Source organism: Arthrobacter sp. NPDC056886, assembly GCF_042788715.1.
Lineage (GTDB): Bacteria > Actinomycetota > Actinomycetes > Actinomycetales > Micrococcaceae > Arthrobacter.
In genome coordinates this window covers 117,754-141,020 of the sequence record NZ_JBHUBT010000006.1, presented here as the reverse complement: position 1 = coordinate 141,020, position 23,267 = coordinate 117,754, and the positions used below count along the sequence as shown (strand labels likewise).

Annotated in this window: 21 protein-coding genes; 11 read left to right on the top strand and 10 right to left on the bottom strand. The window is 66.8% G+C overall.

What is annotated here, in order from left to right; translation table 11 throughout:
- Positions 1 to 2: 2 nt before the first annotated feature.
- The 7 genes from ACFRJ8_RS11910 to ACFRJ8_RS11880 all read right to left on the bottom strand — a co-directional run bounded on the left by ACFRJ8_RS11910 (position 3) and on the right by ACFRJ8_RS11880 (position 7,125).
- Positions 3 to 1,439, bottom strand: a complete 1,437-nt coding sequence (locus tag ACFRJ8_RS11910) for an MFS transporter (RefSeq protein ID WP_377986364.1) — start codon at positions 1,437 to 1,439, stop codon at positions 3 to 5.
- A gap of 89 nt (positions 1,440 to 1,528) precedes the next feature.
- Positions 1,529 to 2,002: a MarR family winged helix-turn-helix transcriptional regulator gene (locus tag ACFRJ8_RS11905; protein WP_377986363.1), complete on the bottom strand. Its 474-nt coding sequence runs from the start codon at positions 2,000 to 2,002 to the stop codon at positions 1,529 to 1,531.
- Positions 2,003 to 2,040: 38 nt separating this feature from the next.
- A complete protein-coding gene (locus ACFRJ8_RS11900) occupies positions 2,041 to 2,655 on the bottom strand; it encodes a TetR/AcrR family transcriptional regulator (RefSeq protein ID WP_377986362.1) in 615 nt (204 codons plus the stop codon).
- A gap of 26 nt (positions 2,656 to 2,681) precedes the next feature.
- The gene (locus tag ACFRJ8_RS11895; RefSeq protein WP_377986361.1) at positions 2,682 to 3,941 is read right to left on the bottom strand and encodes an NAD(P)/FAD-dependent oxidoreductase; all 1,260 of its coding nucleotides are present in this window, start codon (positions 3,939 to 3,941) and stop codon (positions 2,682 to 2,684) included.
- Entirely contained in the window at positions 3,938 to 4,132 is a 195-nt protein-coding gene (locus ACFRJ8_RS11890) for a ferredoxin (protein ID WP_377986360.1), read from the bottom strand. The genes ACFRJ8_RS11895 and ACFRJ8_RS11890 overlap by 4 nt, the downstream gene beginning before the upstream one ends.
- Positions 4,129 to 5,301 carry a cytochrome P450 gene (locus ACFRJ8_RS11885; protein ID WP_377986359.1) on the bottom strand — a complete coding sequence of 391 codons (1,173 nt, stop codon included), beginning with the start codon at positions 5,299 to 5,301 and terminating at the stop codon, positions 4,129 to 4,131. The genes ACFRJ8_RS11890 and ACFRJ8_RS11885 overlap by 4 nt, the downstream gene beginning before the upstream one ends.
- Before the next feature lie 78 nt (positions 5,302 to 5,379).
- Positions 5,380 to 7,125, bottom strand: a complete 1,746-nt coding sequence (locus ACFRJ8_RS11880) for an MFS transporter (protein ID WP_377986358.1) — start codon at positions 7,123 to 7,125, stop codon at positions 5,380 to 5,382.
- Positions 7,126 to 7,430: 305 nt separating this feature from the next.
- On the opposite strand from ACFRJ8_RS11880, the gene ACFRJ8_RS11875 reads away from it, so the two are divergent.
- From ACFRJ8_RS11875 to ACFRJ8_RS11850, 6 genes are all read left to right on the top strand, one after another.
- A complete protein-coding gene (locus tag ACFRJ8_RS11875; protein ID WP_377986357.1) occupies positions 7,431 to 8,441 on the top strand; it encodes a phosphotriesterase in 1,011 nt (336 codons plus the stop codon).
- A 51-nt stretch (positions 8,442 to 8,492) separates the two neighbouring features.
- Entirely contained in the window at positions 8,493 to 9,446 is a 954-nt protein-coding gene (locus tag ACFRJ8_RS11870) for a phosphotriesterase (protein ID WP_377986356.1), read from the top strand.
- Between the two features lie 74 nt (positions 9,447 to 9,520).
- A complete protein-coding gene (locus ACFRJ8_RS11865; RefSeq protein ID WP_377986355.1) occupies positions 9,521 to 10,678 on the top strand; it encodes an FAD-dependent monooxygenase in 1,158 nt (385 codons plus the stop codon).
- 5 nt (positions 10,679 to 10,683) lie between these two features.
- Positions 10,684 to 11,652, top strand: coding sequence for an alpha/beta hydrolase (locus ACFRJ8_RS11860; protein WP_377986354.1), 969 nt, complete (start codon positions 10,684 to 10,686; stop codon positions 11,650 to 11,652).
- Positions 11,649 to 12,617 (top strand): MBL fold metallo-hydrolase, encoded by a 969-nt coding sequence (locus tag ACFRJ8_RS11855; protein ID WP_377986353.1) that lies wholly within the window; start codon positions 11,649 to 11,651, stop codon positions 12,615 to 12,617. Before ACFRJ8_RS11860 ends, ACFRJ8_RS11855 begins: the two co-directional genes overlap by 4 nt.
- Positions 12,610 to 14,340, top strand: a complete 1,731-nt coding sequence (locus tag ACFRJ8_RS11850; RefSeq protein ID WP_377986352.1) for a CocE/NonD family hydrolase — start codon at positions 12,610 to 12,612, stop codon at positions 14,338 to 14,340. Before ACFRJ8_RS11855 ends, ACFRJ8_RS11850 begins: the two co-directional genes overlap by 8 nt.
- Positions 14,341 to 14,436: 96 nt before the next feature.
- Here the strand turns inward: ACFRJ8_RS11850 and ACFRJ8_RS11845 are convergent, their stop codons facing one another.
- The 3 genes from ACFRJ8_RS11845 to ACFRJ8_RS11835 all read right to left on the bottom strand — a co-directional run bounded on the left by ACFRJ8_RS11845 (position 14,437) and on the right by ACFRJ8_RS11835 (position 17,817).
- On the bottom strand, positions 14,437 to 16,827 hold the full coding sequence (locus ACFRJ8_RS11845; protein WP_377986351.1) for an ATP-binding cassette domain-containing protein: 2,391 nt from the start codon (positions 16,825 to 16,827) through the stop codon (positions 14,437 to 14,439).
- A gap of 124 nt (positions 16,828 to 16,951) precedes the next feature.
- The gene (locus ACFRJ8_RS11840; RefSeq protein ID WP_377986350.1) at positions 16,952 to 17,371 is read right to left on the bottom strand and encodes a VOC family protein; all 420 of its coding nucleotides are present in this window, start codon (positions 17,369 to 17,371) and stop codon (positions 16,952 to 16,954) included.
- On the bottom strand, positions 17,368 to 17,817 hold the full coding sequence (locus ACFRJ8_RS11835) for a helix-turn-helix transcriptional regulator (RefSeq protein WP_377986349.1): 450 nt from the start codon (positions 17,815 to 17,817) through the stop codon (positions 17,368 to 17,370). Before ACFRJ8_RS11835 ends, ACFRJ8_RS11840 begins: the two co-directional genes overlap by 4 nt.
- A gap of 104 nt (positions 17,818 to 17,921) precedes the next feature.
- Between ACFRJ8_RS11835 and ACFRJ8_RS11830 the strand changes: the two genes are divergently transcribed.
- The 5 genes from ACFRJ8_RS11830 (at position 17,922) to ACFRJ8_RS11810 (ending at position 23,266) form a co-directional block, all read left to right on the top strand.
- A complete protein-coding gene (locus ACFRJ8_RS11830; RefSeq protein ID WP_377986348.1) occupies positions 17,922 to 19,187 on the top strand; it encodes a type III polyketide synthase in 1,266 nt (421 codons plus the stop codon).
- Between the two features lie 20 nt (positions 19,188 to 19,207).
- The gene (locus ACFRJ8_RS11825) at positions 19,208 to 19,960 is read left to right on the top strand and encodes a class I SAM-dependent methyltransferase (RefSeq protein WP_377986347.1); all 753 of its coding nucleotides are present in this window, start codon (positions 19,208 to 19,210) and stop codon (positions 19,958 to 19,960) included.
- Complete coding sequence (locus ACFRJ8_RS11820) at positions 19,953 to 21,146, top strand: FAD-dependent oxidoreductase (protein ID WP_377986346.1); 1,194 nt, start codon at positions 19,953 to 19,955, stop codon at positions 21,144 to 21,146. Before ACFRJ8_RS11825 ends, ACFRJ8_RS11820 begins: the two co-directional genes overlap by 8 nt.
- A gap of 213 nt (positions 21,147 to 21,359) precedes the next feature.
- Positions 21,360 to 22,208, top strand: coding sequence for a PhzF family phenazine biosynthesis protein (locus tag ACFRJ8_RS11815; protein ID WP_377986345.1), 849 nt, complete (start codon positions 21,360 to 21,362; stop codon positions 22,206 to 22,208).
- 35 nt (positions 22,209 to 22,243) lie between these two features.
- Positions 22,244 to 23,266, top strand: coding sequence for a hypothetical protein (locus ACFRJ8_RS11810; protein WP_377986344.1), 1,023 nt, complete (start codon positions 22,244 to 22,246; stop codon positions 23,264 to 23,266).
- The last annotated feature ends 1 nt before the right edge of the window (position 23,267 follow it).

The following is a 23,267-nucleotide window of genomic DNA, read 5'->3' as shown; positions in this document are numbered from 1 at the left end:
GGTCAGGCGCCTTCGGTGCCGGTGAATTTCTTGCGGTCGATGGTGATGAGAAGCAGTGCGACCGGGACGATCAGGATTGCCACGCCCGCAGCCCAAAGGAAGACCGCCGCGTAGCCGCTCGAGAGGGCCGCGGGTGATACGCCGCCGGCCGTGGCCGCTGCTGCGATGGTGCTGAACAGGGCGATTCCCAGGGAGCCGCCGATCTGCTGCGAGGCGTTGACCAAGGCACTGGCGACACCGGAATCATCCTTGTCCACGCCGAACAGGGCCAGATTCTGCATCGGTACGAACACCATGCCCAGCCCCACGCCCATGAGAAGCAATGCGGGCAACATGTTGACGACGTAGTTGCCCTCGGCGCCGACCTGAGTGAGCCAGAGCATGGCAGCCGCCATGAAGATCGGGCCCGTGGCCGTCGGGATCTTGGCGCCCAGTTTCGGCAGGTTCTTCGCGACGAGGCCCGCCGTGATGATCAGCGCCACCGTCATGGGCAGGGAAGCAAGGCCGGCGAGGAACGGCGCGAAGCCAAGCACGATCTGGATGTAGAAGTTGATGAAGAGTATGCCGCCAATCAGGACCGCCCCGGACAGGAAAGAGGCCAGGAACGCTGCTCCGCGGTTGCGCTCGGTGGCCACGCGCAGCGGCAGAAGCGGATGCCTGACTGTGGCCTCGATCCGCACAAAGAGAGCCATGAGAAAGACGCCAGCTGCAATGAATCCCCACGCTTCGGGGGCATCCCAGCCGTGCTCGGCATTAGTGAAGCCGTACACAAGGGACCCCAGGCCGAGGGCGGCCAGGATGACTCCGGGCCAGTCGTATTTGGTGGACCCCTGGGCCTTGCTTTCAGTCACCAGGAAGCACACGCCGGCGAGGGCGATGATGGCGATCGGCACGTTCACGAAGAAGCACCAGCGCCACGTCACGTGTTCTGTCAGGAACCCGCCCAGCAGGACGCCGACGGCGGCACCGACGCCGGTGATGGAGCCGAAGATCGCGAACGCCGTGCCGCGATCCTTTCCGCCCGGGAAGGCGACAGTCAGCAGCGCCAGGGCAGCGGGGGCCAGCAGCGCAGCGAAGATACCCTGCAGGGCGCGTGCGCCGATCAGTTCCCACGGCTGTTGTGCGATGCCGCCGATCAGGGACGCGGCGGCGAAGCCTACGGCGGCCACGATGAAGGTCCGTTTGCGGCCGCAGAAGTCCGCGATTCGGCCGCCGAGCAGCAGGAAAGCGCCGAAGGCCAGGGCGTAGGCCGTGATGACCCAGGAACGCGTCGAGTCGTTGATCCCCATCTCGATCTGGAGACGCGGCAGTGCCAGGTTCACGATGGTGCCGTCCAGGACCACCATGAACTGCGCGAGGGCCAGGAACACCAGCGCCCACCAGACCCTCCTGGGCCTGCCCGCCTGCTCTACGCCCTCAACTGCTAACTGTGTTGCCATGCCCACGTTCATCCTCCAGAGTAGTAATACTTATAAAAGTATAACTACTGTGGAGGAGTGCTTACGGTATCGAATGGGTGTGATGCGCCTTACTCGGGCTCGGCGAGAATGGAGGCGAGACGCTGCAGTGCCGGCAGGCTTGCGGCGATTTGATCGCGTTCCTCGGGCAGCAGCCGGGAACTCGCCGAGATCAGCGCTTCCGCCCAGGCGCCCTCGAGCAGCGCCTTGATCCGCTGGGATTCTGCGGTGGGATGAAGGGCGACGTAGCGCTTGTCTGCGGCGTCACGGGTGCGGGTCACGAGGCCCGCGGCCACCAGTTCCCGGAGCTGGACGCTAACGTTGCTGAACTGCCGGCCGAGGCGCGAGGCAACGTCCGCGACGGTGATGCCGGGATGGTTCTCGATGACCCGGAGGATTTCCAGCACGCCGTTCGACAGCGGCCGGACGCCGGTGTCATTGTGCGATTTCCGGCGAATATCGGCGGAAATGTCTATCACTGAGACGGCAAGGGAACGGTGGTCCACAGCCTTTGCCGGCCCGTCAGCTACGCCAATACTTTCCATTGCATAAGCATAGGCTTCCCCGTTACGCGACGGCCGGCCTAGCCCTCAGCGCACAGCAGGTGGTACCAGTTGTCGGCAAGCACCTCGAGGGCGTGTTCGCGGTTTGGTTCAAACTTGCGGCGTGTCCACAGCGTGGCTACGTAGTCCAGTGAGGTGAAGGCGAGGGTTCCGCGGATGTGGTGCGTCTCGTCCGAGAAGCGCCCGGCCAGCTTCATCCCGCGGACCAGGTCGGAAATGACCTCCTCATGCCATCCGTCAACCATGGCGCGCACCTCACGGTCGACGGCGGCGGCCTCGTCGAGCACGTCGAGGTAGGGGCGGAAGACCGGCCAGAGCGCCGCCCGTGACTCCAGCCAGGCCAGGATGCCCGGCAGCTCGCCCGCGCGCACCACGTCAACAAGGTCCGGCGCGGTGGAGCCGCTCCCCGGGGCGTCGGCACGGTCCAGCACCGCGTTGACCCGGGCCATGAAGTCCCTCATCAGGTCTACGCGTGAGGGGTAATAGGCGTAGAAGGTGGCCCTGGTGGTGCCGGCCGCCGCGGCGATCTCGTCGATGGTGGTCGGGGCATAGCCCTTCTCGGTAAAGAGCTCTAGCGCGCGCTCCACAATCATGTCGCGGGTGAGTTTCTTCTGGGCTTCTCTCAACGACGACATAGATCAATCCTAGCGGTGGCGTGGCGTCAAACCGGGGCGGGTGCGTTCGGACGCAGCGCGGCCGGACCGGCGTCGGCCAGCCGGCGAAGTTTGGGGATCGGGATCCGGTAGTTGACCGCGGCGGCGGTCCCGGAACCATCCGCGTTGTCCCAGCGCAGGAGCACTGACCCGTTTTCCCCGCCCGGCTCGCAATAGTCGGGCGCACCCGCCACCGGCGTGAAGCCGACCGCCTTGAGCGACAACCCGAAGCCCTCCGTCCAAAAATAGGGCTGGAAGTTGAACTCGGGTGCGGCATCGCCATCGAGCAGGCCGACGGCCGCGACCTTGGCCTGGTCGATGGCACTCGTCCACAGGGGAACCCGCTGCACGCCGCGTCGGGTCGGGAAGAACGCCACGTCGCCGGCCGCCACGATGTCCGGCCGGACCCTGCCGCGAGAGTCGACGCGCAGCGACCCATCGGTGAGCAGTTCTGAGCCGGACAGCCAGTCAATGTTCGGCTCATCGCCGACGGCGGTGACCACAAGATCCGCCTCAAGTTCGGTGCCGTCGGCCAGGACAACTTTGGCCCCGGCGCCGTGATCGGCCAGTCGGGCCTTCCCGCCGCGGACCACCCGCAGTCCGCGCCGGATGGCGGCGGAAGTGAAGAGGTCGGCGAGATGGTCGCCAAGCTGACGCGACAGTGGCTTGGCGTCGGAGACGAGGGTGACGTCGCAGCCCACGTGCAGGCACCCGGACGCGACCTCCATGCCGAGCGGTCCCCCGCCGACCACGATGACCGAGGGCCGCGACGCAACGCGCTCCTTGAGAAAGATCGCATCCTCGATGGTGCGCAGGGTGAACTCCCGGGGGGAGCCGTCCTGTCGCGGTCCTCCTGCTCCTTGCCCGGCTGCTCCGTGCCGGGGGCCGAGGCGCTTCGCCCGGGAACCGGAGGCGATGACGAGGCCGTCGTACGGCAGCTCACCGCCCCCGTCCAGGCGCACCAGCCGGGCGTCGACGTCCAGACCCGTGGCGCTCACGCCGAGCAGTTCCGTTGCCTCGTGGGTGGGTGCGGGGAGCGCGTGCGCCTGGAGGGCATCAGCACCGTTCCTGTCGACTTTGCTTCCGTCGACACCGCTCTCCTCGATATTGTGCAGCAGCGCCTTGGACAGGGCTGGCCGGCTGTAGGGATGGTGCCGCTCGGAGCCCACCACAGTGAGCTCACCGTCGAAGCCGGCCGAGCGCAGCGAGTCGCAGGCCGTGAGTCCTGCGATGCCGTTGCCGACCACCACTATCCTGCGCATGCTCATGCCGCCTCCAGCCGCAGCGCGGCCACCGGGCAGACCCGGACGGCCGCTTTGGCGGCGTCGAGCTCGGGGCCGTCCACATCGGCGATGTCGATGACCAGCTCGCCGTCGTCGTCCAAATGCATCAGCCGCGGGGCGGCTTCCTCGCAAAGGCCGTGACCTTCGCAGCGCGGCCGGTCGAGTTCGATTCTCATGCTGCCACCACCTTGCCGACCTGGAGCAGCTCGAAGCTCCGGGTGATGTTGCCCGGCTCCCGGACCTCGTCTGAGATCGTCAGGGTTTTCACCCGGCGGGCAAGGGCCTCGATGATCGCGTGCGCTTCGAGTTTCGCCAGGCCTTGGCCGGCGCAGCCGTGCGGCCCGTAGCCGAAGGAGAGGTGGTCCACCGGGTTCCGCACGATGTCAAAGGTGTCGGGATTCTCGTAGTGCCGCGGGTCCCTGTTGCCGGCACCAAAGAGGATGCCCACCTGGGCGCCGGCAGGAATAGTGACTCCGTCGATCTCGACGTCGCGCGTGGCTTTGCGGCCCCAGATGTGGACCGGCGCCCAGTAGCGCAGCACCTCGGCGAAAGCCGCGGGGACAAGTTCCGGGTTCTTCCTGACCAGCTCGAACTGCTCGGGATGGTGGCCGAACAGCGCAACAATGTTCCCAATCGAGGCGATGGTCGTGTCGACGCCGGCACCCAGGTACTGGTGAATGATGTGCCCCGCAGAGCCTTGAGGGATGTCGCCGCGGGTCTCGGCGTCGAAGATTCCGCGGCCGATTGAGCCGGGGGTGAGATCTTCGGCGGTGACCGAGGAGCACCAGCCGTAGAGCTCGCCGGCGATCGGGAAGCACTCCTGCGTGCGCTGGTTCAGCGGGCCGATGACCTGCATCGCGGCCTGGCCCCAGCGCAGCATGTTGTCCTTGACGTGTCCGCTGAAGCCAATAAGATCGGCAACTATTTCGATCGGGAAGGCCCGTGCCAGGGCATCGATGGCCTCGAAGCTGCCGCTGGCGGCGAGCTCGGCGACGAGCTTGTCGGCCTTCTCATCGATGGTGACCTTCAGGCCGCGGAGTGCGCGGGGGGTGAGGTTCTGCGACAGCGTGGCGCGGAGCTGCGTGTGGATGGGCGGGTCGGAGGCAAGCGAGGTGCCCTGCAGCGCCTCGTTCACCATGGGGTTGAAGCCGATGCTGGTGGACGAGAAGGTTTCCGGATCGCCGAGTGCGTCGCGGATGGTGTCGTAGCGCGTCAGGACGTACAGGTCGTTCTTGGGGAGGTGGACCACCGCGGCCTGCTCGCGGAGCGAGGCATATGTGGGATAGGGGTCAACAAGGATGTCGTCATCCCAGATGTCGATGTCGGATTCAATCGGTGCAGTCATGGTGTTCTCCTTGTGGAGGATCAGTGGTGTGGAGGATCAGTGGTGTGAAGGATTAGTGGTGGGGGCGAGGCCGTCAGTTCAGACGGCGGCCTCGGCAGTGGTCGCAGCGTTCTCGGTGGGCTCCGCGCTGTCATCGGGCGTGGGCGCCGAGGAGCGTGCGGAAATGAAGAGGGTAAGAACGGCGGAGAGGGTCGCCGCGATGCCCGCGGCGAGGTACACAGTCTGGAAGCCCTGGCCGAGGGAGGTCCCCGCCACGCCCTGGATCTGCTGCTTCGCGGAGGTAAGGGCGTTGACCATGCCGTCAACGGCCTGAGCGGGTGCACCGCTGGCGGTTGCCTGGCCGGAGAACTGCGCGATGACGCCATCCCAGCCTGAGAGGTAGCCCAGTGGCGGCACGTTCGACAGCCCGGCGACGGCCTCGGCAGGCAGCCCTGCCCCGCCGAGGATCGCTGCGAGGGGTCCTGCGAAGACGGTGGCTCCGATTCCGAACGCGATGGCTGAGCCGATGACCGGGCCCAAGGCGAAACCGAGGTCGCGCAGGAGGTTGGTGGTGGCAGAGGCCATGCCGATGTGCTGCGGCTGCACGGTGTTGATGGCGACGGCAGTGATGGAGCCGACCGTGAGCGCGAACCCGATGCCCAGCATCAAGAGCGGCGGGATGAACGCCGTCCAGGGAGTTCCGCCGAAGGCCTCCGGCGTGCCCAGGGAGAACGTCGACAGCCAGTAGGCGGAGAGGGCCATGAAGGCGAAGCCTGCCGTGAGCACCCAGCGCGGGGCCACGTGGTGGATGAGCCAACCCACCACCGGGATGAAGGCGAATGCCGGTCCCTGAATGAAGACGAACAGCACACCGACCTTCCAGGCTTCGGCCAGGGCGAGCCCGCCGACGGCGACACTCGTGCTGAAACAGACCGCAAGGAAGGCGAACATGCCGGTCACCGCGACGACCCCTGTAATCGAGTAAGCGCTGTTCCTGAACAGGGAGAGGTGGATGAGCGGCTGCTTGGTCCGCATCTCGATGACGACGAAGACGACCAGGAGGAGGCCGCCGCCAACATAGCTGGCGATCACCTCAGGGCTGCTGAAGCCGGCGTCGACCGCCTGAACGGTGGCGAAGAGGACGGCGATCAGGCCGAGCGCGAGGGTAATCTGGCCGGGCAGGTCCAGCTTGCGTCCCTCGGCAGCAGCGGAGTCCAATGCCTTGACCGCAACGATGAGGACGGCGACGGCGATCGCGGCGGCAATGTAGTACGCCACGCGCCAACCGCTGAAGACGTTGGGCGCGCCTGCCGCCGGACCCGCCACGGTGAAGGCCTGGGCCGTCAAGCCCGCCAGCATCGGTGAGATCACCGCACCCAGCGACAAGAACCCTGCCCATGTGGCGATAACTTTGGCCCGGGCGCGATGGTCCGGGGTGATCGCCGCGATCATGGACAGCGAAATGGGGAAGAGTATGCCCGCCCCGATGCCGCCGACTGCCTGTGCCGCGATCATCATTTCGGTGGTGGACGCCAGCGCCGCCAAGACCGAGCCGGCGACGCTGACCAGGGCGCCCGCGTACAGCAGCTTCTTGCGGCCGAACAGGTCGCCCAAGAGCCCCCAGCTGAGCTCGAACACCACGATGCCCATCATGAACATGCCCGCGATCCAGGTCAGGCCTGCGCCCGAGGTATGGAACTCCACGGCAAAGGTGCCGTTGAGCGCGCCCGGCAGGGCATTGGTGATTTGGGCGAGGGTGACCGCGCTGTAGGCGGCTACGAAGGTGGCCCGTACAGAGCCACGGCTCGACGCTGTGCTGGTCTGGGCAGTCTTGGTTTGACTCATCGATGAAACTCCCTTGTTTCTGGTGGACTCTCCGGTGGCGCGGCAGAACTGGCGCGCTACCGGGCAAGAGCCGGCCGGCCGGAGATGGATGTGGTGTTCCCCACAGTTTGGTATCAACGTTTACACGCTGTCAAGAGTATTTACGCAACGTTTACTACGTGAACGCTCTAATAAAATCACGCTGACTATTTCTTTGACACCGTGTAAAGAAATATGTGATGCTGGCTACACCGCAACGGAGCGCCGGCATGGCCAAGCTCCGTGGCGCCCTGCATTCAGACCCCGAACTTCAAGGGAGAACCCACGTGAGTCACCCCACACCCGCCGTGATCGGCGACGCAGTCCTCGCCCCGGCCGGGCAAACCGTCAATACGGTCCTGGGTCCGGTCCCTGCTTCCGAAATGGGGGTTGTCGCGGTCCATGAAGCCTTGTTGTCGGTGCTCCCCGGCGCCCAGTACGCCCCGGACATCTCGATGGACCGGGCGGAGATCTTCGAGGCCCTGGCCGCGAAACTTGCGGACTTCCGCGAGCACGGCGGGCAGACGATCGTCGACAGCACCGGCATGTTCCACGGACGCGACCTCAAGCTCTACGAGGCGCTCTCCCGCTTCACCGGCGTGCACATCATCGCCTCCACCGGCCTGGGTCCGGAGGAGGAACTTGGCGGATACTTCCTGACGCCGCAGACCAACCCGCCTACCCCTTGGCCGGCCGAAAAGTTCGGCGATCTCTTCGGCAAAGAGGTCACCGAGGGGATGGTGGTTCCGCGGGTGGAGCGCCGCGCCCCCGCTGGCGTCGTCGCTACCATCGCCGACCGCGGCGGCATGACCCCGACCGAGGAAAGCCTGTTCCGTGGCGCCGCCCGCGCCGCCAAAAGCACCGGCGTCCCTGTCTCCATCCGCTTCGGCGCCGATGCCCTCCACGATCTGGACATCGTTCTGGATGAGCAGATCGAGGCCGACCGGGTGCTCGTCGGCGACCTGGACCGCAGGGATGCCGCCGGCTCCGCCGTCGAGGTGGCCAGCCGCGGATCCTTCGTCGGCATCGACCACGTGGGCCTGAACGACCACGCGGACTACCTCACCGACCACGACCGCGCCGAACTGGTGCTCGAGCTCGTCAGGGCCGGCCATGCCGACAAGATCATCCTGTCGGGCAACTCGATCGGCGTGGCCAAGGGCCTGCCGGAGTACAACCTGCCCTACAGCCACGTCCTGACCACGTTCGTGCCCTTCCTCAAGGCCAACGGCCTGAGCGAGGAAGACTCCCGGCGCATTCTCGTGGACAACCCGCGCAACCTGCTGACCGTGCGCTAAGCACACGTCCGCCCACACACAACAAGCTTTCGAACCCCTGAGGTGAACGAAATGACCAAGGTCAACACAGTGCTGGGAACCATCCCGGCCGAAGAACTGGAAATCGTGGCGGTCCACGAACACATCGGCTACGGAATGCCCGGGTCCGAGCTCGACACCAAGTGGTGGAAGTCGCCGGAGCAGGCCTACGAGGAGACCGTGCCGAAGCTGCGGAAATTCCGCGAATACGGCGGCGGTACTTTCGTGGACGCCACGGGCATCTGCAACGGCCGCGACGTCGATTACTACAAGTCCCTGTCCCAGAAGACGGGCGTGCACATCGTGGCCTGCACCGGGTTCGTTGGCGGCGACACCGCCCTGCCGCACTTCTCCCGTGCAACCGTGGACTACCTCGCGAAGGTATTCATCCACGAGATCACGGTCGGCATCGGCAACACGGGCGCCAAGGCCGGCGTCATCAAGGTCGGCGTGAGCCGCGGCGGAAAAATGACGGACCTGGACAAACGCATCTACCGGGCCGCGGCCCGTGCCGCCGTCGTCACCGGTGCGCCGGTCCTGACCCACCTGGCCATCGACCCCGAACCCGCAGTGAACATCTTCAACGAGGAGGGCCTCCCGCTGGACCGTGTGCTGTTCGGCCACGCCGACGACGGACTGAACTCTCCGGTCACCCCGCACGATTGGATCTACGATCAGGGCGGCCGCATCGGGTTCGACACCTTCGGCTACGACCTCGAACTGCCGGATCCGCCGTTTTGGGGCCGCAAGCGCGCTGAACGCATGGAGCACTTCGTCAACCTCGTGAACAAAGGCTACGCGGACAAGCTCCTTGTCTCGGCCGACGCGAACTGCAGCCCCCTGGGCTGGCCGGGCGTTAAGGGCCACACCATCAACTACATCTTCGAGGACATGATCCCCGACATGCGCGCAGCCGGCATCGACGACGCCACCCTCAAACTCCTGCTCGAGGACAACCCGGCCGAGTTCCTGTCGCTGCACGGCTGACCCGGACAGACACCACAACGTACCCGTCCCCAGAAATGGCCCGGGCCAAGAACAGTCAAGAGAGAGACAAAACCATGAAGGCTTCGGAAATCAAGAACCTGAACATCGCCATTGTCGGTGCGGGGTACGGCGGTGCGGCGGCAGCCAAAGCCCTGAGCCTGCTCGGCGCGAACGTCACCGTGTACGAGCAGGCGTCCCAGATGCGGGAGGTCGGCGCCGGCATCGGCCTGCGTCCGGCCACCATGGACCGGTTCAGCCAGTGGGGGATCTTCGACGCGATCGCAAAGGTCAGTTCGCCAAGCGACTACTTCGAAATCCTCACTGCCGAAAGTGAACCGATCATGAAGGACACCTGGCCGGAGTTCGGCGAGCAGACCCAGACCTACCTCATCCACCGCGGCGACTTCATCGAGGCTCTCCTTGGCGTCCTCCCCGACGGCATGGTGCAGCTCGGCCACAGGCTGGAAACCATCGAGGACAAGGGTGGCTGCTCCGTCCTGACCTTCACCAACGGCACGACCGTCGAGGCCGACCTGGTGGTCGGCGCCGACGGCATCAAGTCCGTGGTGCGCGAGCAGCTCTTCAGCGACAAAGGCCCGGTGTTCTCCGGCGAACATGCCTACCGTGCCGTGATATCCGCCGACGACGCCCACGGCCTGGTGGTCGACGACAACCTGCGGATGTACATCGGAAAGGGCACCAAGGTCTACCTGCTGCCCCTGCGCCACCGCAACCAGGTGTCCTTCGACATCACCGCCCTGAACCCGGACGGTACGTGGGCACCCGAGGTAACCAAGCAGGACCTCGTGGCCACCGTGGACGGCTTCGACCAGCGGCTGGTGAACATCACCCGCGGCCTCGACATGGACACAGTGAACATCCGTGCGGTCTACGACATCGACCCCCTCGACACGTGGCACACCGGCTCCGTGGTCCTCATGGGCGATGCGGCGCACTCCATGCTGCACCACCAGGGACAGGGCGCGAACTCTGCCATTGAGGACGCCGGAGCCCTGGCCGACGCCCTGGCCCAGGCGGGCTCGGTCAAGGAGGCTCTGGCCCTGTTCCAGTCGACCCGCAAGCCGGTGACGGACGAACTGCAGCGTATCTCGCGGCAGGGGTGGTCCGAGGAAGAAGTCGACGACGTCTTCCCTGGTCAGAAGCCCACGTCCCAGAAGGCGCCGTCCCAAGAAGCCGCCAGCATACACGCACCCGCACAGGCGAAGGGCTGAACGCCATGACGATCCACCCTGAAATTGCCAAGATCCTCGCAACTTTGCCGGCACCCGATGGTTCTCCCCTGAACCCCGAAGCCATGCGCGCAGGCGAGGCCGCCCAGGTTCCCCCGCCGGAGGTGCGCTTCCCGCTGCACTCTGTCCAGGATGCCACGGCAGTGACGCCATCGGGCGAGGTGCCCGTGCGGATCTACACGCCGGCCGAGGCCGACGCTTACGGCCTGCTGGTGTATTTCCACGGCGGCGCGTTCTTCCTGGGCAGCCTGGACACGCACGACCACGTCGCGCGATCCCTGGCAAAGGAAACGGGCCATAAGGTCATCTCGGTCGGCTATCGGCTGGCTCCCGAAGCCTCCTTCCCGGCCGGCCTTGACGACTGCTACGGCGTGGTCCGCTGGGCCGCCGAGCAGGGCGGCAACCTGGGCTGGGACGGAAAGAACCTCGCTGTCGCGGGGGACAGTTCCGGCGGCAACTTCGTGGCCGCCGTGACCGCGAGGGCCCACGATGACGGGTTCTCTGCCATCACCCACCAGATCCTGTTCTACCCCTCGCTGGACCTGGACTTCGACGTCGACCGCTACGCGTCGCTGCGGGAGAACGCCGAAGGATACGGACTGGAGACGGCGGGTTTGTTGCCGTTCAATTCCTTCTACCTCGAGAGCGGCGCGGACCCGGCGGATCCGCTCGTCTCCCCCATCAAGCGCCAGGACCTCGCCGGTCTGCCGCCGGCCCTGGTCATCACCGCGGAGCACGACCCCCTGCGGGACGAGGGCGAGCTCTACGGCCTGCGCCTCAGGGAGGCCGGCGTGGACGCGTTCGTCAGCCGCTACGAGGGGGCCAATCACGGCTTCATCCAGAACTTCTCCTGGATTCCGGAGTTCTACGGGCCGTTCGAAGAGACCGCTGCCTTCCTTGGCGGGAGCATCGGGCTTAACGGGAACGCAGGGCTTAAAGGGAGTGCAGCGCAATGACCGCGCCGGTCGCCGTTCACCCGCTTGTCTCCCCGTGGGGGAGGTTCGGTCTCTACAGCTTCTTCATCGACGCCCCGGAACCCGCGATCGTGGACACGGGAATCGCGTCCTCCCCCGCCGAAGGCATGGTGCCGGCACTGGCGGCGATCGGCCGCAGGATCGAAGACGTCCGCTGGATCCTGCTGACCCACGGACACATCGACCACATCGGCGGCGCGTACGCCTTGTGGGAGCTCACCGGACGGCGCGCGCAGGTGGTCATCCACGAGGCGGACGCACCGATGTTGCGCTCCCGCCGGGCGCACGTGGACGAATATCTCGACGGACGGGCGCAGTACCTGGATGACCCCGACGGCGAGGCGAAGCTGACCGAGGCCACGAACGCTGTCATCTCGGGCGAGATGGAGCCTACGCTGCTGGTGCGTGGCGGCGAGACCATCTCACTCGGCGGCGACGTCACCGTCACCGCGCACTCGATTCCGGGCCACACCCGCGGATCCGTAGCGTACGTCATCAACGGGCAAAACGACGTGTTCGTCGGCGATGCCGTGCAGGTCCACGGTGCCGCCAACGGCTTCCCCGGATTCGTGGACCCGGCCGGCTACCGCGCCAGCCTGGAGTACCTCCGCGACCAGATCCGTCCGCGGCACCTTTACCTGGGCCACCCGTACCGCCGCGCGGACGGCACGCCCTACGGGGTGGAACTCGACGCCGGGCAGGCCCAGGAAGCGCTTCAGGGGAGCCTGGAGATCGAAGCCCGCGTCAATAACGCGGCCCACGACTGCTGGTCTGCCGGGCTGCAGGAAACAGAATCACCGTACTCGCCCTTCTCCCGCGTAGCCGAGGACCTCGGTTACGCCGGGGACCCCACCCTGGAGCCGTCCCCGTTCTTCACGACGCTGAACGGCTACCGCACCACATTCGACCACATGACCGAAGACGAGGAGATCAGAACTCATGGATGACTTCCAGCTGCTGAATGCCGGTGGTGAGAAGATTGCCGTTCGCAAGGACCTGCGGGTCCCCATGCGGGACGGCGTCGAGCTCGCCGCGGACGCCTACCAGGGCACTGAGGACACGCCGCGGCCCGCGCTGGTTGCGCTGAGCCCTTACGGCAAGGAGCTGCAGGCCCTGGCCCTGACCACCCCGCCACAGCGGCGGCCCAGCCCGATGTGGGACGGCTGCATTGAGGCCGGCGACATTGCCCGCATCGTCAAGGAGGACTACGTCCATGTCATCGGCGACCTGCGCGGCTCCGGGCATTCCGGCGGCGAGCACATCGGCAATTACAACGCCGGCGGGGTCTCACTTGGCCAGGACGCGTACGACTTCATCGAGTGGGTCGCCGAACAGCCCTGGTGCGACGGCAACGTCGGCATGGTCGGCATCTCCTACTTCGGGTCCATGCAGGTGCTGGCCGCGGCCGAGCGCCCGCCGCACCTGAAGGCGATCTTCGTCTCCGGCGGGCACTACGACTTCTACGAGACCACCTACCACGGCGGTGTCATGTGGTTCATGCCGCGGGCCGCCCGCGAGGGCCGCGGCGGCGACTCCGGCTGGGCCTTCACCGACAACGTCAAGTCCCGCATGATCGAGAAGCACTCCCCCGAGGAACTCAAGCAGCTCGTCGCCAAGCGCCTGGAGGATCCCGACGTCGCCGCGTGGCCAAACCTGGTCCATGTCCTGCACTATCCGAAGAACCACGAAGCCTGGTTCGACATCGTGATGAACGAACTCGACGGGGACTGGTACGAGGCGCGCAACCCCATCACGCTGGCCCCGAACATCGACATCCCGGTGTGGCTGCAGATCGACCAGGGCCGCGGATGGACCATGGATGGCACGATCGAGCTGTTCAACAAGCTGAAGGGCCCGAAGAAGCTGGACATCGGCCCCTACCCGCCAATGCAGTCGCGTCCCTTCATCGAAGAGCACGACAAGATGTTCCGCTGGTACGACTACTGGATCAAGGGCATCGACAACGGCGTCATGGACGAGCCGGCCGTGAGCGTCTTCGTGGAGGGTTCCCGCGAGCTCGTGACTGCCGAGGCATGGCCGCCCAAGGATTTGGAGTACAAGGCGCTCTATCTGCGCCCGCGGCACAAGCTGTCCACTGAGCCCGAGCTGATGGGTGCGGAGTACGCCGCCCCGGACGGCTTCTACCAGGCGCCGTTGACGGTAACGGACAAGGTGGAGATCATCAGCTGGTCCACGCCGCCCTTCGAGGAGGACACCGAGTTGATTGGCACCGGCGCCGCGCACATCTTCGCCGAGATCGACCAGCCGGACACCAACTTCATCCTGCGCCTGTGGGACTACGCCCCCAACGGCAAACGCCAGCTCATCACCAGCGGCTACCTCAAGGCCTCGCACCGCGAGCTCGACGAGCGGAGCATAGAGGGCAGCCCCGTACACCCGCACACGCGATCGGTTCCAGTGGAACCCGGCGCGATCGAGGAGTACGTGTTGCGCCTCTACCCGTTCGCGAACACCTTCAAACCCGGGCACACCCTGACCGTGGAACTCTCGAACGGCGAGCCGCTGGCCGACGAGCACAACGCGCTGCTGCCCCCGGATGCCTTCCACCTGCCGGTGGGCCGTCCCGTCACGCACAAGATCTACCGCGACTCCGCCCACCCGTCCCGGCTGGTGCTGCCGTTCACCACCCGCCAGGTGGCTGCAGACTAGGCAGACTGATCCCGGCCGAGCTTGTGGTGCTCGATGACACCGGACCCGCCGGGGCCGACGGCGCCGCGATCAGCCGGTCACGATCAACACGCCCGGTCAGGCGCCGACGTAGGCCGCGAGGTGCTGGCCGGTGAGCGTGGAGCGGGCGGCCACGAGGTCGGCAGGTGTGCCCTCGAAAACGAGCCTGCCGCCGTCGTGGCCAGCGCCGGGGCCGAGGTCGATGATCCAGTCGGCGTGCGCCATGACCGCCTGATGGTGCTCGATGACGATGACCGACTTACCGGAGGCGACCAGCCGGTCCAGGAGGCCCAGCAGGTTCTGGACATCGGCCAGGTGCAGGCCGGTGGTGGGCTCGTCCAGGACGTAGATGTCACCCTTCTCTGCCATCTGGGTGGCGAGCTTGACGCGCTGCCGCTCACCGCCGGACAGCGTGGTGAGCGGCTGGCCGAGCGTGAGGTAGCCGAGACCGACGTCCACGAGCCGGTCGAGGATCTTGTGGGCCGCCGGCGTGCGGGCTTCCCCTTCGGCAAAGAACCCCTCTGCCTCGGTCATTGACATCGCCAGCACTTCGGCGATGTTGCGGCCGCCCAGCTTGTACTCCAGCACCGAGGCCTGGAATCGCTTGCCCTCGCAGTCCTCGCAGGTGGATTCGACGGTGGCCATGACACCGAGTTCGGTGAAGATCACGCCGGCCCCGTTGCAGGTGGGGCAGGCGCCTTCCGAATTGGAGCTGAACAGCGCCGGCTTCACACCGTTGACCGTCGCGAACGCCTTGCGGATCGGCTCGAGCAGGCCCGTGTACGTCGCGGGGTTGCTGCGGCGCGACCCTTTGATGGCGCCCTGGTCGATCACCACCACACCGTCGCGGCCGTCCACCGAACCGTGGATCAGCGAACTCTTCCCTGAGCCGGCGACGCCGGTGACCACGCACAGCACGCCGAGGGGGATGTCGACGTCCACGCCCTGAAGATTGTTCGTGGACGCGCCACGGACCTCGAGCGCGCCCGAGGACGGGCGTACCGATTCCTTGACCGAGGCCCGGTCGTCGAGGTGGCGGCCGGTGATGGTGTCGCTCCCCCGCAGCCCCTCCACGCTTCCCTCGAAGCAGACGCTGCCGCCCGCGGTGCCTGCGCCGGGACCGAGGTCAACGATGTGGTCGGCAATCGCGATGGTCTCCGGCTTGTGCTCGACGACGAGCACGGTGTTGCCCTTGTCGCGCAGCTGCAGCAGCAGCTGGTTCATCCGCTGGATGTCGTGCGGGTGCAGGCCGATCGTCGGCTCGTCAAAAACGTAGGTGATGTCCGTCAGGGACGAGCCCAGGTGCCGGATCATCTTGGTGCGCTGGGCCTCTCCCCCGGACAGCGTGCCCGCCGGCCGGTCCAGGGAGAGGTAACCCAACCCGATTTCGGCGAACGAGTCGAGCAGGTGCTGCAGGCCTTTCAGGAGCGGCGCGACCGAAGGTTCGTTGAGCTCCCGGACCCATGCGGCCAGGTCGCTGATCTGCAGGACGCAGAGGTCGGCGATGTTCTTGCCCCGGATCTTCGAGGACCTGGCCTCCCGGCTGAGCCGCGTGCCCTCGCACTCCGGGCAGGCCTGAAACGTGATGGCGCGCTCCACGAAGGCCCGGACGTGCGGCTGCATCGCCTCGACGTCCTTGGACAGCATCGACTTCTGGATCTTCGGGATCAGGCCCTCATACGTCAGGTTGATGCCCTCGACCTTGATCTTCGTCGGTTCCTTGTAGAGGAGGTCGTGCATTTCCCTTTTGGTGAACTTCGCGATCGGCTTGTCCATGTCGAAGCCGGCGCCGCTGAAGATGCGGCCGTACCAGCCGTCCATGCTGTAGCCGGGGATCGTCAGGGCGCCGCCGCCGAGCGACTTGGAGTCGTCATAGAGCGCAGTGAGGTCGAAGTCGGAGACCGAGCCCATGCCCTCGCAGCGCGGACACATGCCACCCAGATAGACAGCATCGTGCACCACACTCTTCTCCACCCGGCCGCCCTTCTCGGTGCTCATCACGCCGCTCGCCTTCCGGGTCGGGACGTTGAAGGAGAATGCCGTCGGGGGCCCCACGTGCGGCGATCCCAGCCGGCTGAAAAGGATGCGCAGCATGGCGTTGGCATCGGTGACGGTTCCGACGGTGGACCGGGGGTTGGCGCCCATCCGCTCCTGGTCGACGATGATCGCCGTCGTCAACCCCTCGAGGTGGTCCACCTCCGGCCGCGCCAGCGACGGCATGAAGCCCTGCACGAAGGCGCTGTAGGTCTCGTTGATCATCCGCTGCGACTCCGCGGCGATGGTCGCGAACACCAGGGAGCTCTTGCCTGAGCCGGAGACGCCTGTGAACACCGTCAACCGGCGCTTCGGGATCTCGATGCTGACGTCCTTGAGGTTGTTCTCGCGTGCGCCCTGCACACGGATCAAATCGTGCGTGTCTGCAACGTGCTGTTCAGCCGGCTGCGTGTCCGCCCTCGTGGCCATGCTCATGGTGTCTCCATCTGTTTGCGGGGCCGCCTGCGCGGTCTCCCTCAGCGTCGCTTTTGCTCTATCTAACCAGCTTCCGGCTCGGCCTCCTGGTCCTGCATCCGCCTGTCCGGCGTCCGCGGACAGCTCAGAGCGGCTGCTGGATGCGGATCAGGTTGCCCGCGGGGTCGCGGAAGGCACAGTCGCGGACCCCATAGGGCTGCTCTGTCGGCTCCTGGACCACCTCGGCGCCGCTGGCCTGCAGCCGCTCGAAGGTGGCGTCGACGTCCTTGGTGGCCAGGAGAATGCGGGCGTAAGTGCCCTTGGCCATCATCTCGTCGATGGTGCGGCGCTCGTCGTCGGTGACGCCGGGGTCGGCGGCCGGCGGCTCCAAGACGATCGACGTGCCCGGCTGGTCGGCCGGGCCGACCGTGATCCAGCGCATCCCGCCGTAGCCGACATCGTTGCGGACCTCGAAGCCGAGCGTGTCGCGATAAAAGGCGACGGCGGCGTCGGGATCGTTGTGTGGGAGGAAACTCGCGTGAATGTTGATGTCCATGAAATTCATGCTAGCTGCGGTGCCGGGGCCGGCACTTCTCGATTCCTGACCGGTCTGGTGACCTGTTTCGCCACGCAGGACGGCATCCCCGCCGTCGTACGGGCGGCCTCGCGCCGGTAGACGCTGGGCGGTACGCCGACCAGCTCGGTGAAGCGGGTGCTGAAGGTGCCCAGGGACGAGCAGCCGACCGTGAAGCAGACCTCGGTGACGCTGAGGTCGCCGCGGCGCAGCAAAGCCATCGCGCGCTCGATGCGCCGCGTCATCAGGTAGCTGTACGGCGACTCGCCGTACGCGAGACGGAACTCGCGGCTGAGGTGCCCGGCGGACAAGTGCACACCGCGGGCGAGCGCCTCGACGTCGAGCGGTTGCGCGTACTCCCGGTCCATCCGGTCACGGACGCGGCGCAGCAGGGCGAGGTCTCGCAAGTGCTGCGCCGGGTCGGGTTTGGTGGTCACATGTGAGATCGTGCTACTTCGCGCCGAAGTTGTCCAGCCCGGCCGTCGTGCCGAATCCCGGGTCCGTCCATTGTCTTTGGCGGCGGGCTCGCTGAGAATGAACCATGACGGTCTACCTGAGGTCCTTAGAAACTGCAGTCCCGCCAACCATTCTGGTCCAGCCCGAGGCCAGGGCCGTGTTCGCCGCCCAGCCGGGCCTCACGAGGCTCGGATCCCGGCTGGTCAACACATGCTTTGACTCCGCGGCCATCGACACCCGGCATACGGCAGTTGAGGAACTCACCACCGACAGCCGGGCGGAAGATCCCCAGTTCTTCGACCCGGCCACCGGCTTGGTGCTCAGCCCCAGCACCAAGATCCGCAACGCCATTTTCGCCACGGAGGCGACCAAGCTCTTCATAGAGGCCGCCCAAAAAGCGCTGGATGCCTGTCCGGGAGTCGATGCGCCGGACATCACCCACCTGATCACCGTCTCTTGTACCGGTTTCTTCAATCCGGGCCCGGACTACAAGATTGTCCGTGCTCTCGGCCTGGATCCGGCCGTCCAGCGGTACCACCTCGGGTTCATGGGGTGCTACGCCGCCTTCCCGGCGCTGCGGGCCGCGAAATCCTTTTGCGAGGCGGACCCTGATGCCACGGTGCTGGTGGTCTGCGCCGAACTCTGCTCCCTCCATGTCCGGACCTCCAATGACCCGGACACCATCATGGGATCGGCCTTGTTCGCCGACGGCGCCGCTGCGGCCATCATCACGGCGCGGGACATTCCGGACGAACCGGCCCTGCTGCGGCTGGACCACTTCGAAACCGTTCTGACGCCCGTCGGGGAGGACTCGATGGCATGGAACATCGGCGACGAGGGCTTCGAGATGGTGCTGGGCAACTATGTTCCGCACATCATCGATGACCACATCATCGGCGCCCTCGAACCTCTCCTGTCCCGCGACAGCTCGCTGCAGGGACTCCCCTACCGGGACATCCAGCACTGGGGCATCCACCCGGGCGGCCGGAGCATCCTGGACAAGGTCCAGTCCAGGCTCGACCTCAGCGACGAACAGCTGGTCCCTGCCCGCGAAACCCTCCGGAACTTCGGCAACATGAGCAGCGCCACCGTCCTGTTCGTTCTCAAGCACATCCTGGACCTGCCGGCCGCGGACGACGCGGCAGGTGCCGGGTCCAGCCCGGGAGGCTTTGGCGGCCCCGGCGCGGAACGGATCTGCTCGATGGCCTTCGGCCCGGGCCTGACGGTGGAAACGGCGCTCTTCACGAGGCTGGCTGCCTCGCCGCCGGCGGTCCTGCAGCAGGAGCCCGCTGCTGCCGCGCGGCAGGAGTCCGCGGCGGAACCGGCGGACACAGTAGCGGTGCGGGTCTGAAAGCGGCCACACTGAAACCGTTGAGCGCGAAGAAGGGCGGGGAACGCCTCCGGGCGGCCCTTCTTCGGGAGCGCGCGTCAGACGCCGTCGAGGAAATGGACCTGCCCGGCTGCGATCCGGGCCGCCTGGAGCGCACCTATGCCCAGTTCGCGCTCGTCAACCGTGTGGTGGCCGGCTGGCGCGGCATCTATCGGACCCGGATCCGGCCGCGGCTGTCCGCGGACTCCCCCGCATCCCTGCTGGACATCGGGTGCGGCGGGGGCGACCTCTCGGTGCTGCTTGCCCGATGGGCCGCCCGGGACGGATTGCGGCTCGAGGTCACGGCCATTGACCCGGATCCGCGGGCAATCCTCTTCGCCCGTTCCCGCCACGCGGCGGCGGACGTGACGTTTCGCCAGGTGAGCTCTGCCGAGCTGCTCGAAGAGGGCCACCGGTACGACGTCGTGGTGTCCAACCATGTGCTGCACCACCTCGACGGGCTCGGAGCGTTCCTTGCCGAGTCGGCCATCTTGTCCCGTGGCACTGTGGTCCACAACGACATCCGCCGCAGCCCCGCTGCGTACGCACTCTTCCTTGCCGGCTCCTGGGTGCTCACCGGCTCCTACATCCGGCAGGACGGGCTGACTTCGATCCGGCGAAGCTACACCGCCGCGGAACTGGCGGGCGCCGCCCCGCCCGGCTGGACAGTTGTCCGCCACGCCCCGTTCCGGAACCTGCTGCTGCTGGACGCCCCCGACGGCCACCATCCGGAGAGGCCCGCTGCCCGTGGCTGACGTGCTGATCATCGGTGCAGGCCCGGTGGGACTGTTCATGGCCGCGCTGCTGCTGCAGGACGGCATGGAGGTGCAGATCCTGGAACAGCGGAGCGCACCGGAACCGCATTCGCGGGCCATCGGCATCCATCCGCCGGCGCTCGCCGCGCTCGCCGGAACCGGAGTTGCCGGGGCCCTGGTTGCCGAAGGGGTCCCGATCCGCCGCGGAGTGGCCCTGGCGGGGGGTAAGTGCCTCGCCCAAATGTCCTTTGCCGGCGTTTCCGACCGTTTTCCGTTCATCCTGTCCCTGCCCCAGAGCCGTACGGAGGCGCTGCTGGAGCGGCGGCTCAATGAGCTCGACGACGGCGCCCTGCACCGCGGCGTCCGGCTCACCCGCCTGTCCGACGACGGCGACCGGGTCACCGTGGAAGCCGTTTCCGGGAGCGGCTCCCTTCGCTACACGGCGCCGCTGGTTATCGCCGCCGACGGCGTGCGCTCCTCGGTGCGGGCGCTGCGGGGCGGCGCCTTGCGTGTGAAGGAGTACCCGGACAGCTACCTCATGGGTGACTTCGCCGACAACACCGGCTTCGGTCCGGACGCCGCGCTTTTCCTGGCCGGGGCCGGCATCGTGGAGTCTTTCCCCCTGCCCGGTCAGCGCCGCCGCTGGGTGGTCCGGCTGGGCGCCGGCGACGTCATTGCAGGCAGCCTCACTACTGGCGACAGCACTACCGGCGGCTCCGCTGCCGGCGGGCAGGGCGGTGACGCGCGGTGGCTCATGCGCTGCGTGCGCGAGCGTACGGGCCACGAGATCGACGCCGGGACTAACAGCATGCTCAGCCGCTTCGGCGTCCGCACGCGTCTGGCCCGCCGGATGGTGACCGGACGGGTAGTGATGATCGGCGACGCGGCCCATGAAGTCAGCCCCATTGGCGGGCAGGGCATGAACCTGGGCTGGCTGGATGCTGCGGCGTTGGCCCCGATCGTGTCGGCCGCCGCCCGCGGCCAGGAGGTAGAAGGTGACCTAAGAACCTTTGAGCGCACCAGGCTGCGGGCGGCGGCGAGGGCCACGCGCCAGGCGGAAATCAACATGGCCCTGGGCCGGCCCCTCCCTGACAGACTCCTGGCGGCGCGGAACCGGGCCATCGGTGGGGTCGCCGCAGTTCCGGCGGTGAACGCACTGATCGCCCGCCGCTTCACTATGCACTAGGCCGCTTCACTATGCACTAGACAGCACAGGGCATCTATCGGGGCATGGGCTCTAGACAGCACAGGTCATTTAATCACCGCGCAGGGCTTCAATCGGGGCCGTGATCGTCACGGCCACTTTTTCAAACTGGACCTTTATTGTGAAGCCAGTTGGACACTACGGTGTTACTGGAGCGCCCTTGGCCGCGTTTCACTTTGCAAGGAGCAGAACACCATGACCGTCGCCGCATCCGCACGCCCGTTCTCTCAAGTAGACGTCTTCGCCCCCGGACCCAAGGCCGGCAACCCGGTCGCCGTCGTCCATGACGCTGATGGGTTGTCCACCGCGCAGATGCAGAACTTCGCCAACTGGACCAACCTGTCAGAGACAACATTCCTGCTAACGCCGACCGACCCGGCAGCAGACTACAAACTCCGCATCTTTACCCCACGAGCCGAAGTTCCCTTCGCCGGACATCCGACGCTCGGATCCGCCCACGCCTGGCTGGAACTCGGCGGTCAGCCGCACAACATGGAACAGCTGATCCAGGAGTGCGGGGCCGGGCTGGTCAAGATCCGGCGCACGAACGCGGAACTCGCCTTCCAGGCCCCGCCCCTGACCAGGTCGGGCCCGGTGGAACCGGCAACCCTGAACCAGGTCCTTGCCAGCCTCGGCATCACGGCCGATCAGGTCCTGGGAAGCAACTGGATCGACAACGGCCCTGGCTGGCTCGGCATCCGGCTGGAATCGGCCCGGCAGGTCCTCGACCTCCGGCCGGACTTCTCCGTCATGGGCCAGCTCAACATGGGCGTCATCGGCGCCCACGAAAACGGCGGCCCCGCGGACTTCGAGGTCCGCGCGTTCGCGCCGGGCCACGGTGTGGACGAAGACCCGGTGACCGGCAGCGTCAACGCCGGGCTGGCCCAGTGGCTTGGCAGCGAAGGAACAGTCGTAGGGAACTTCACCGTCCAGCAGGGAACAGTCCTCGGCCGTGGCGGACGCCTCACGATCACCAGCGAAGCGGACGCCATCTGGGTCGGCGGCAGCAGCCGCACCGTCGTCAAAGGCCACGTCACGCTCTGAACCCCCGGAATAGACGCCCGGAATAGACTGTGCGCATGGACGGCCTTCCTGTGACGCGCCGGCGCCGCATCCCGTTGCGGGTTGCGGCTGCCGCGGCCGTGCTGGGCGTTGCGGGGTCCTGCAGCACCGGGACAGTCGGCGGATCCGACGGCCCCGCGTCCTCGACGGCGACACTGGTCCCCACCGCCCCCGTGACCGCGGAAATCAGCCAGTTCCGCGACAACTACAGCAAACAAATCATCGAAATCCAGCTCACCAACACCACTGACGCTCCCCTGACCGTCCTCGGCGCGGCACTGACCAGCCCGCTGTTCGAGGCGCCGATCACGTGGCCGCCGCGCAACGGCGGGATAGAGCTTCCGCCCGGACAGACGAAGAGCCTGCCGGCACCGCTGCCCGCACCGGAATGCGGCTTCCCGTCTCCGGCCCCAAGTGGGCCTGGAACTGCATCCGGCACCGACACGGGCACAGCATTTGTCTCCCTCCGGCTGGCGGTGCCGCAGGGTGCCGGGAGCACAGGAACTGGGCAACAAGGAACTTCGCAACAGGCAACTGCGCCGCCCCTAGAAGACGCCACCGCGCCGGCCGCAGATCCGTTCGGCGTCCTGGCGCGGAACAATTCCGAGATGTGCCTGAGCCGGGCCGCCTCCGCCGTGGCCGCCGTCGCGCTGGCTCCGGACCTTGAGGTCGCCACGGACGGGCGGACCGGCGTCGTGCGTCTGCTGATCAAACCGCGCGCCGCCGGCGGTGCAGGAGCTGGAAGCGCCGGTGAGCTGGTAATTGACCGGATCGAGGAAACCACACTCCTGGCGGAGGCCCCGCAAGCACCCTGGCCGCACACGTTGACGCTCCGCACCGGCGGGCCCCAGGCGGAAATGCGCCTCGGCATCCGGCCCGCCCGTTGCGATCCCCACGCCGTGGCCGAAGACAAGGTGGGCACGCTCCTGCCGCTGCGGGTCAGGGTGGCGGGCCGGGAGGGTGTCCTGAAAATCGACGCCGGCAACCGACTTCGCGGCCGAATCTATGACTTTGTTACGAAGGCGTGCGGCCGCCAGTAGT

Excerpts from the sequence above, each read along its gene's own strand:
- ACFRJ8_RS11880 (WP_377986358.1), bottom strand. The coding sequence starts at position 7,125 with ATGAGTCAAACCAAGACTGCCCAGACCAGCACAGCGTCGAGCCGTGGC.
- ACFRJ8_RS11830 (WP_377986348.1), top strand. The coding sequence starts at position 17,922 with ATGACGGTCTACCTGAGGTCCTTAGAAACTGCAGTCCCGCCAACCATT.
- ACFRJ8_RS11905 (WP_377986363.1), bottom strand. The coding sequence starts at position 2,002 with ATGGAAAGTATTGGCGTAGCTGACGGGCCGGCAAAGGCTGTGGACCAC.
- ACFRJ8_RS11840 (WP_377986350.1), bottom strand. The coding sequence starts at position 17,371 with ATGAATTTCATGGACATCAACATTCACGCGAGTTTCCTCCCACACAAC.
- ACFRJ8_RS11910 (WP_377986364.1), bottom strand. The coding sequence starts at position 1,439 with ATGGCAACACAGTTAGCAGTTGAGGGCGTAGAGCAGGCGGGCAGGCCC.
- ACFRJ8_RS11860 (WP_377986354.1), top strand. The coding sequence starts at position 10,684 with ATGACGATCCACCCTGAAATTGCCAAGATCCTCGCAACTTTGCCGGCA.
- ACFRJ8_RS11870 (WP_377986356.1), top strand. The coding sequence starts at position 8,493 with ATGACCAAGGTCAACACAGTGCTGGGAACCATCCCGGCCGAAGAACTG.
- ACFRJ8_RS11810 (WP_377986344.1), top strand. The coding sequence starts at position 22,244 with ATGGACGGCCTTCCTGTGACGCGCCGGCGCCGCATCCCGTTGCGGGTT.
- ACFRJ8_RS11815 (WP_377986345.1), top strand. The coding sequence starts at position 21,360 with ATGACCGTCGCCGCATCCGCACGCCCGTTCTCTCAAGTAGACGTCTTC.
- ACFRJ8_RS11845 (WP_377986351.1), bottom strand. The coding sequence starts at position 16,827 with ATGAGCATGGCCACGAGGGCGGACACGCAGCCGGCTGAACAGCACGTT.
- ACFRJ8_RS11865 (WP_377986355.1), top strand. The coding sequence starts at position 9,521 with ATGAAGGCTTCGGAAATCAAGAACCTGAACATCGCCATTGTCGGTGCG.
- ACFRJ8_RS11850 (WP_377986352.1), top strand. The coding sequence starts at position 12,610 with ATGGATGACTTCCAGCTGCTGAATGCCGGTGGTGAGAAGATTGCCGTT.
- ACFRJ8_RS11900 (WP_377986362.1), bottom strand. The coding sequence starts at position 2,655 with ATGTCGTCGTTGAGAGAAGCCCAGAAGAAACTCACCCGCGACATGATT.
- ACFRJ8_RS11855 (WP_377986353.1), top strand. The coding sequence starts at position 11,649 with ATGACCGCGCCGGTCGCCGTTCACCCGCTTGTCTCCCCGTGGGGGAGG.
- ACFRJ8_RS11895 (WP_377986361.1), bottom strand. The coding sequence starts at position 3,941 with ATGAGCATGCGCAGGATAGTGGTGGTCGGCAACGGCATCGCAGGACTC.
- ACFRJ8_RS11890 (WP_377986360.1), bottom strand. The coding sequence starts at position 4,132 with ATGAGAATCGAACTCGACCGGCCGCGCTGCGAAGGTCACGGCCTTTGC.
- ACFRJ8_RS11885 (WP_377986359.1), bottom strand. The coding sequence starts at position 5,301 with ATGACTGCACCGATTGAATCCGACATCGACATCTGGGATGACGACATC.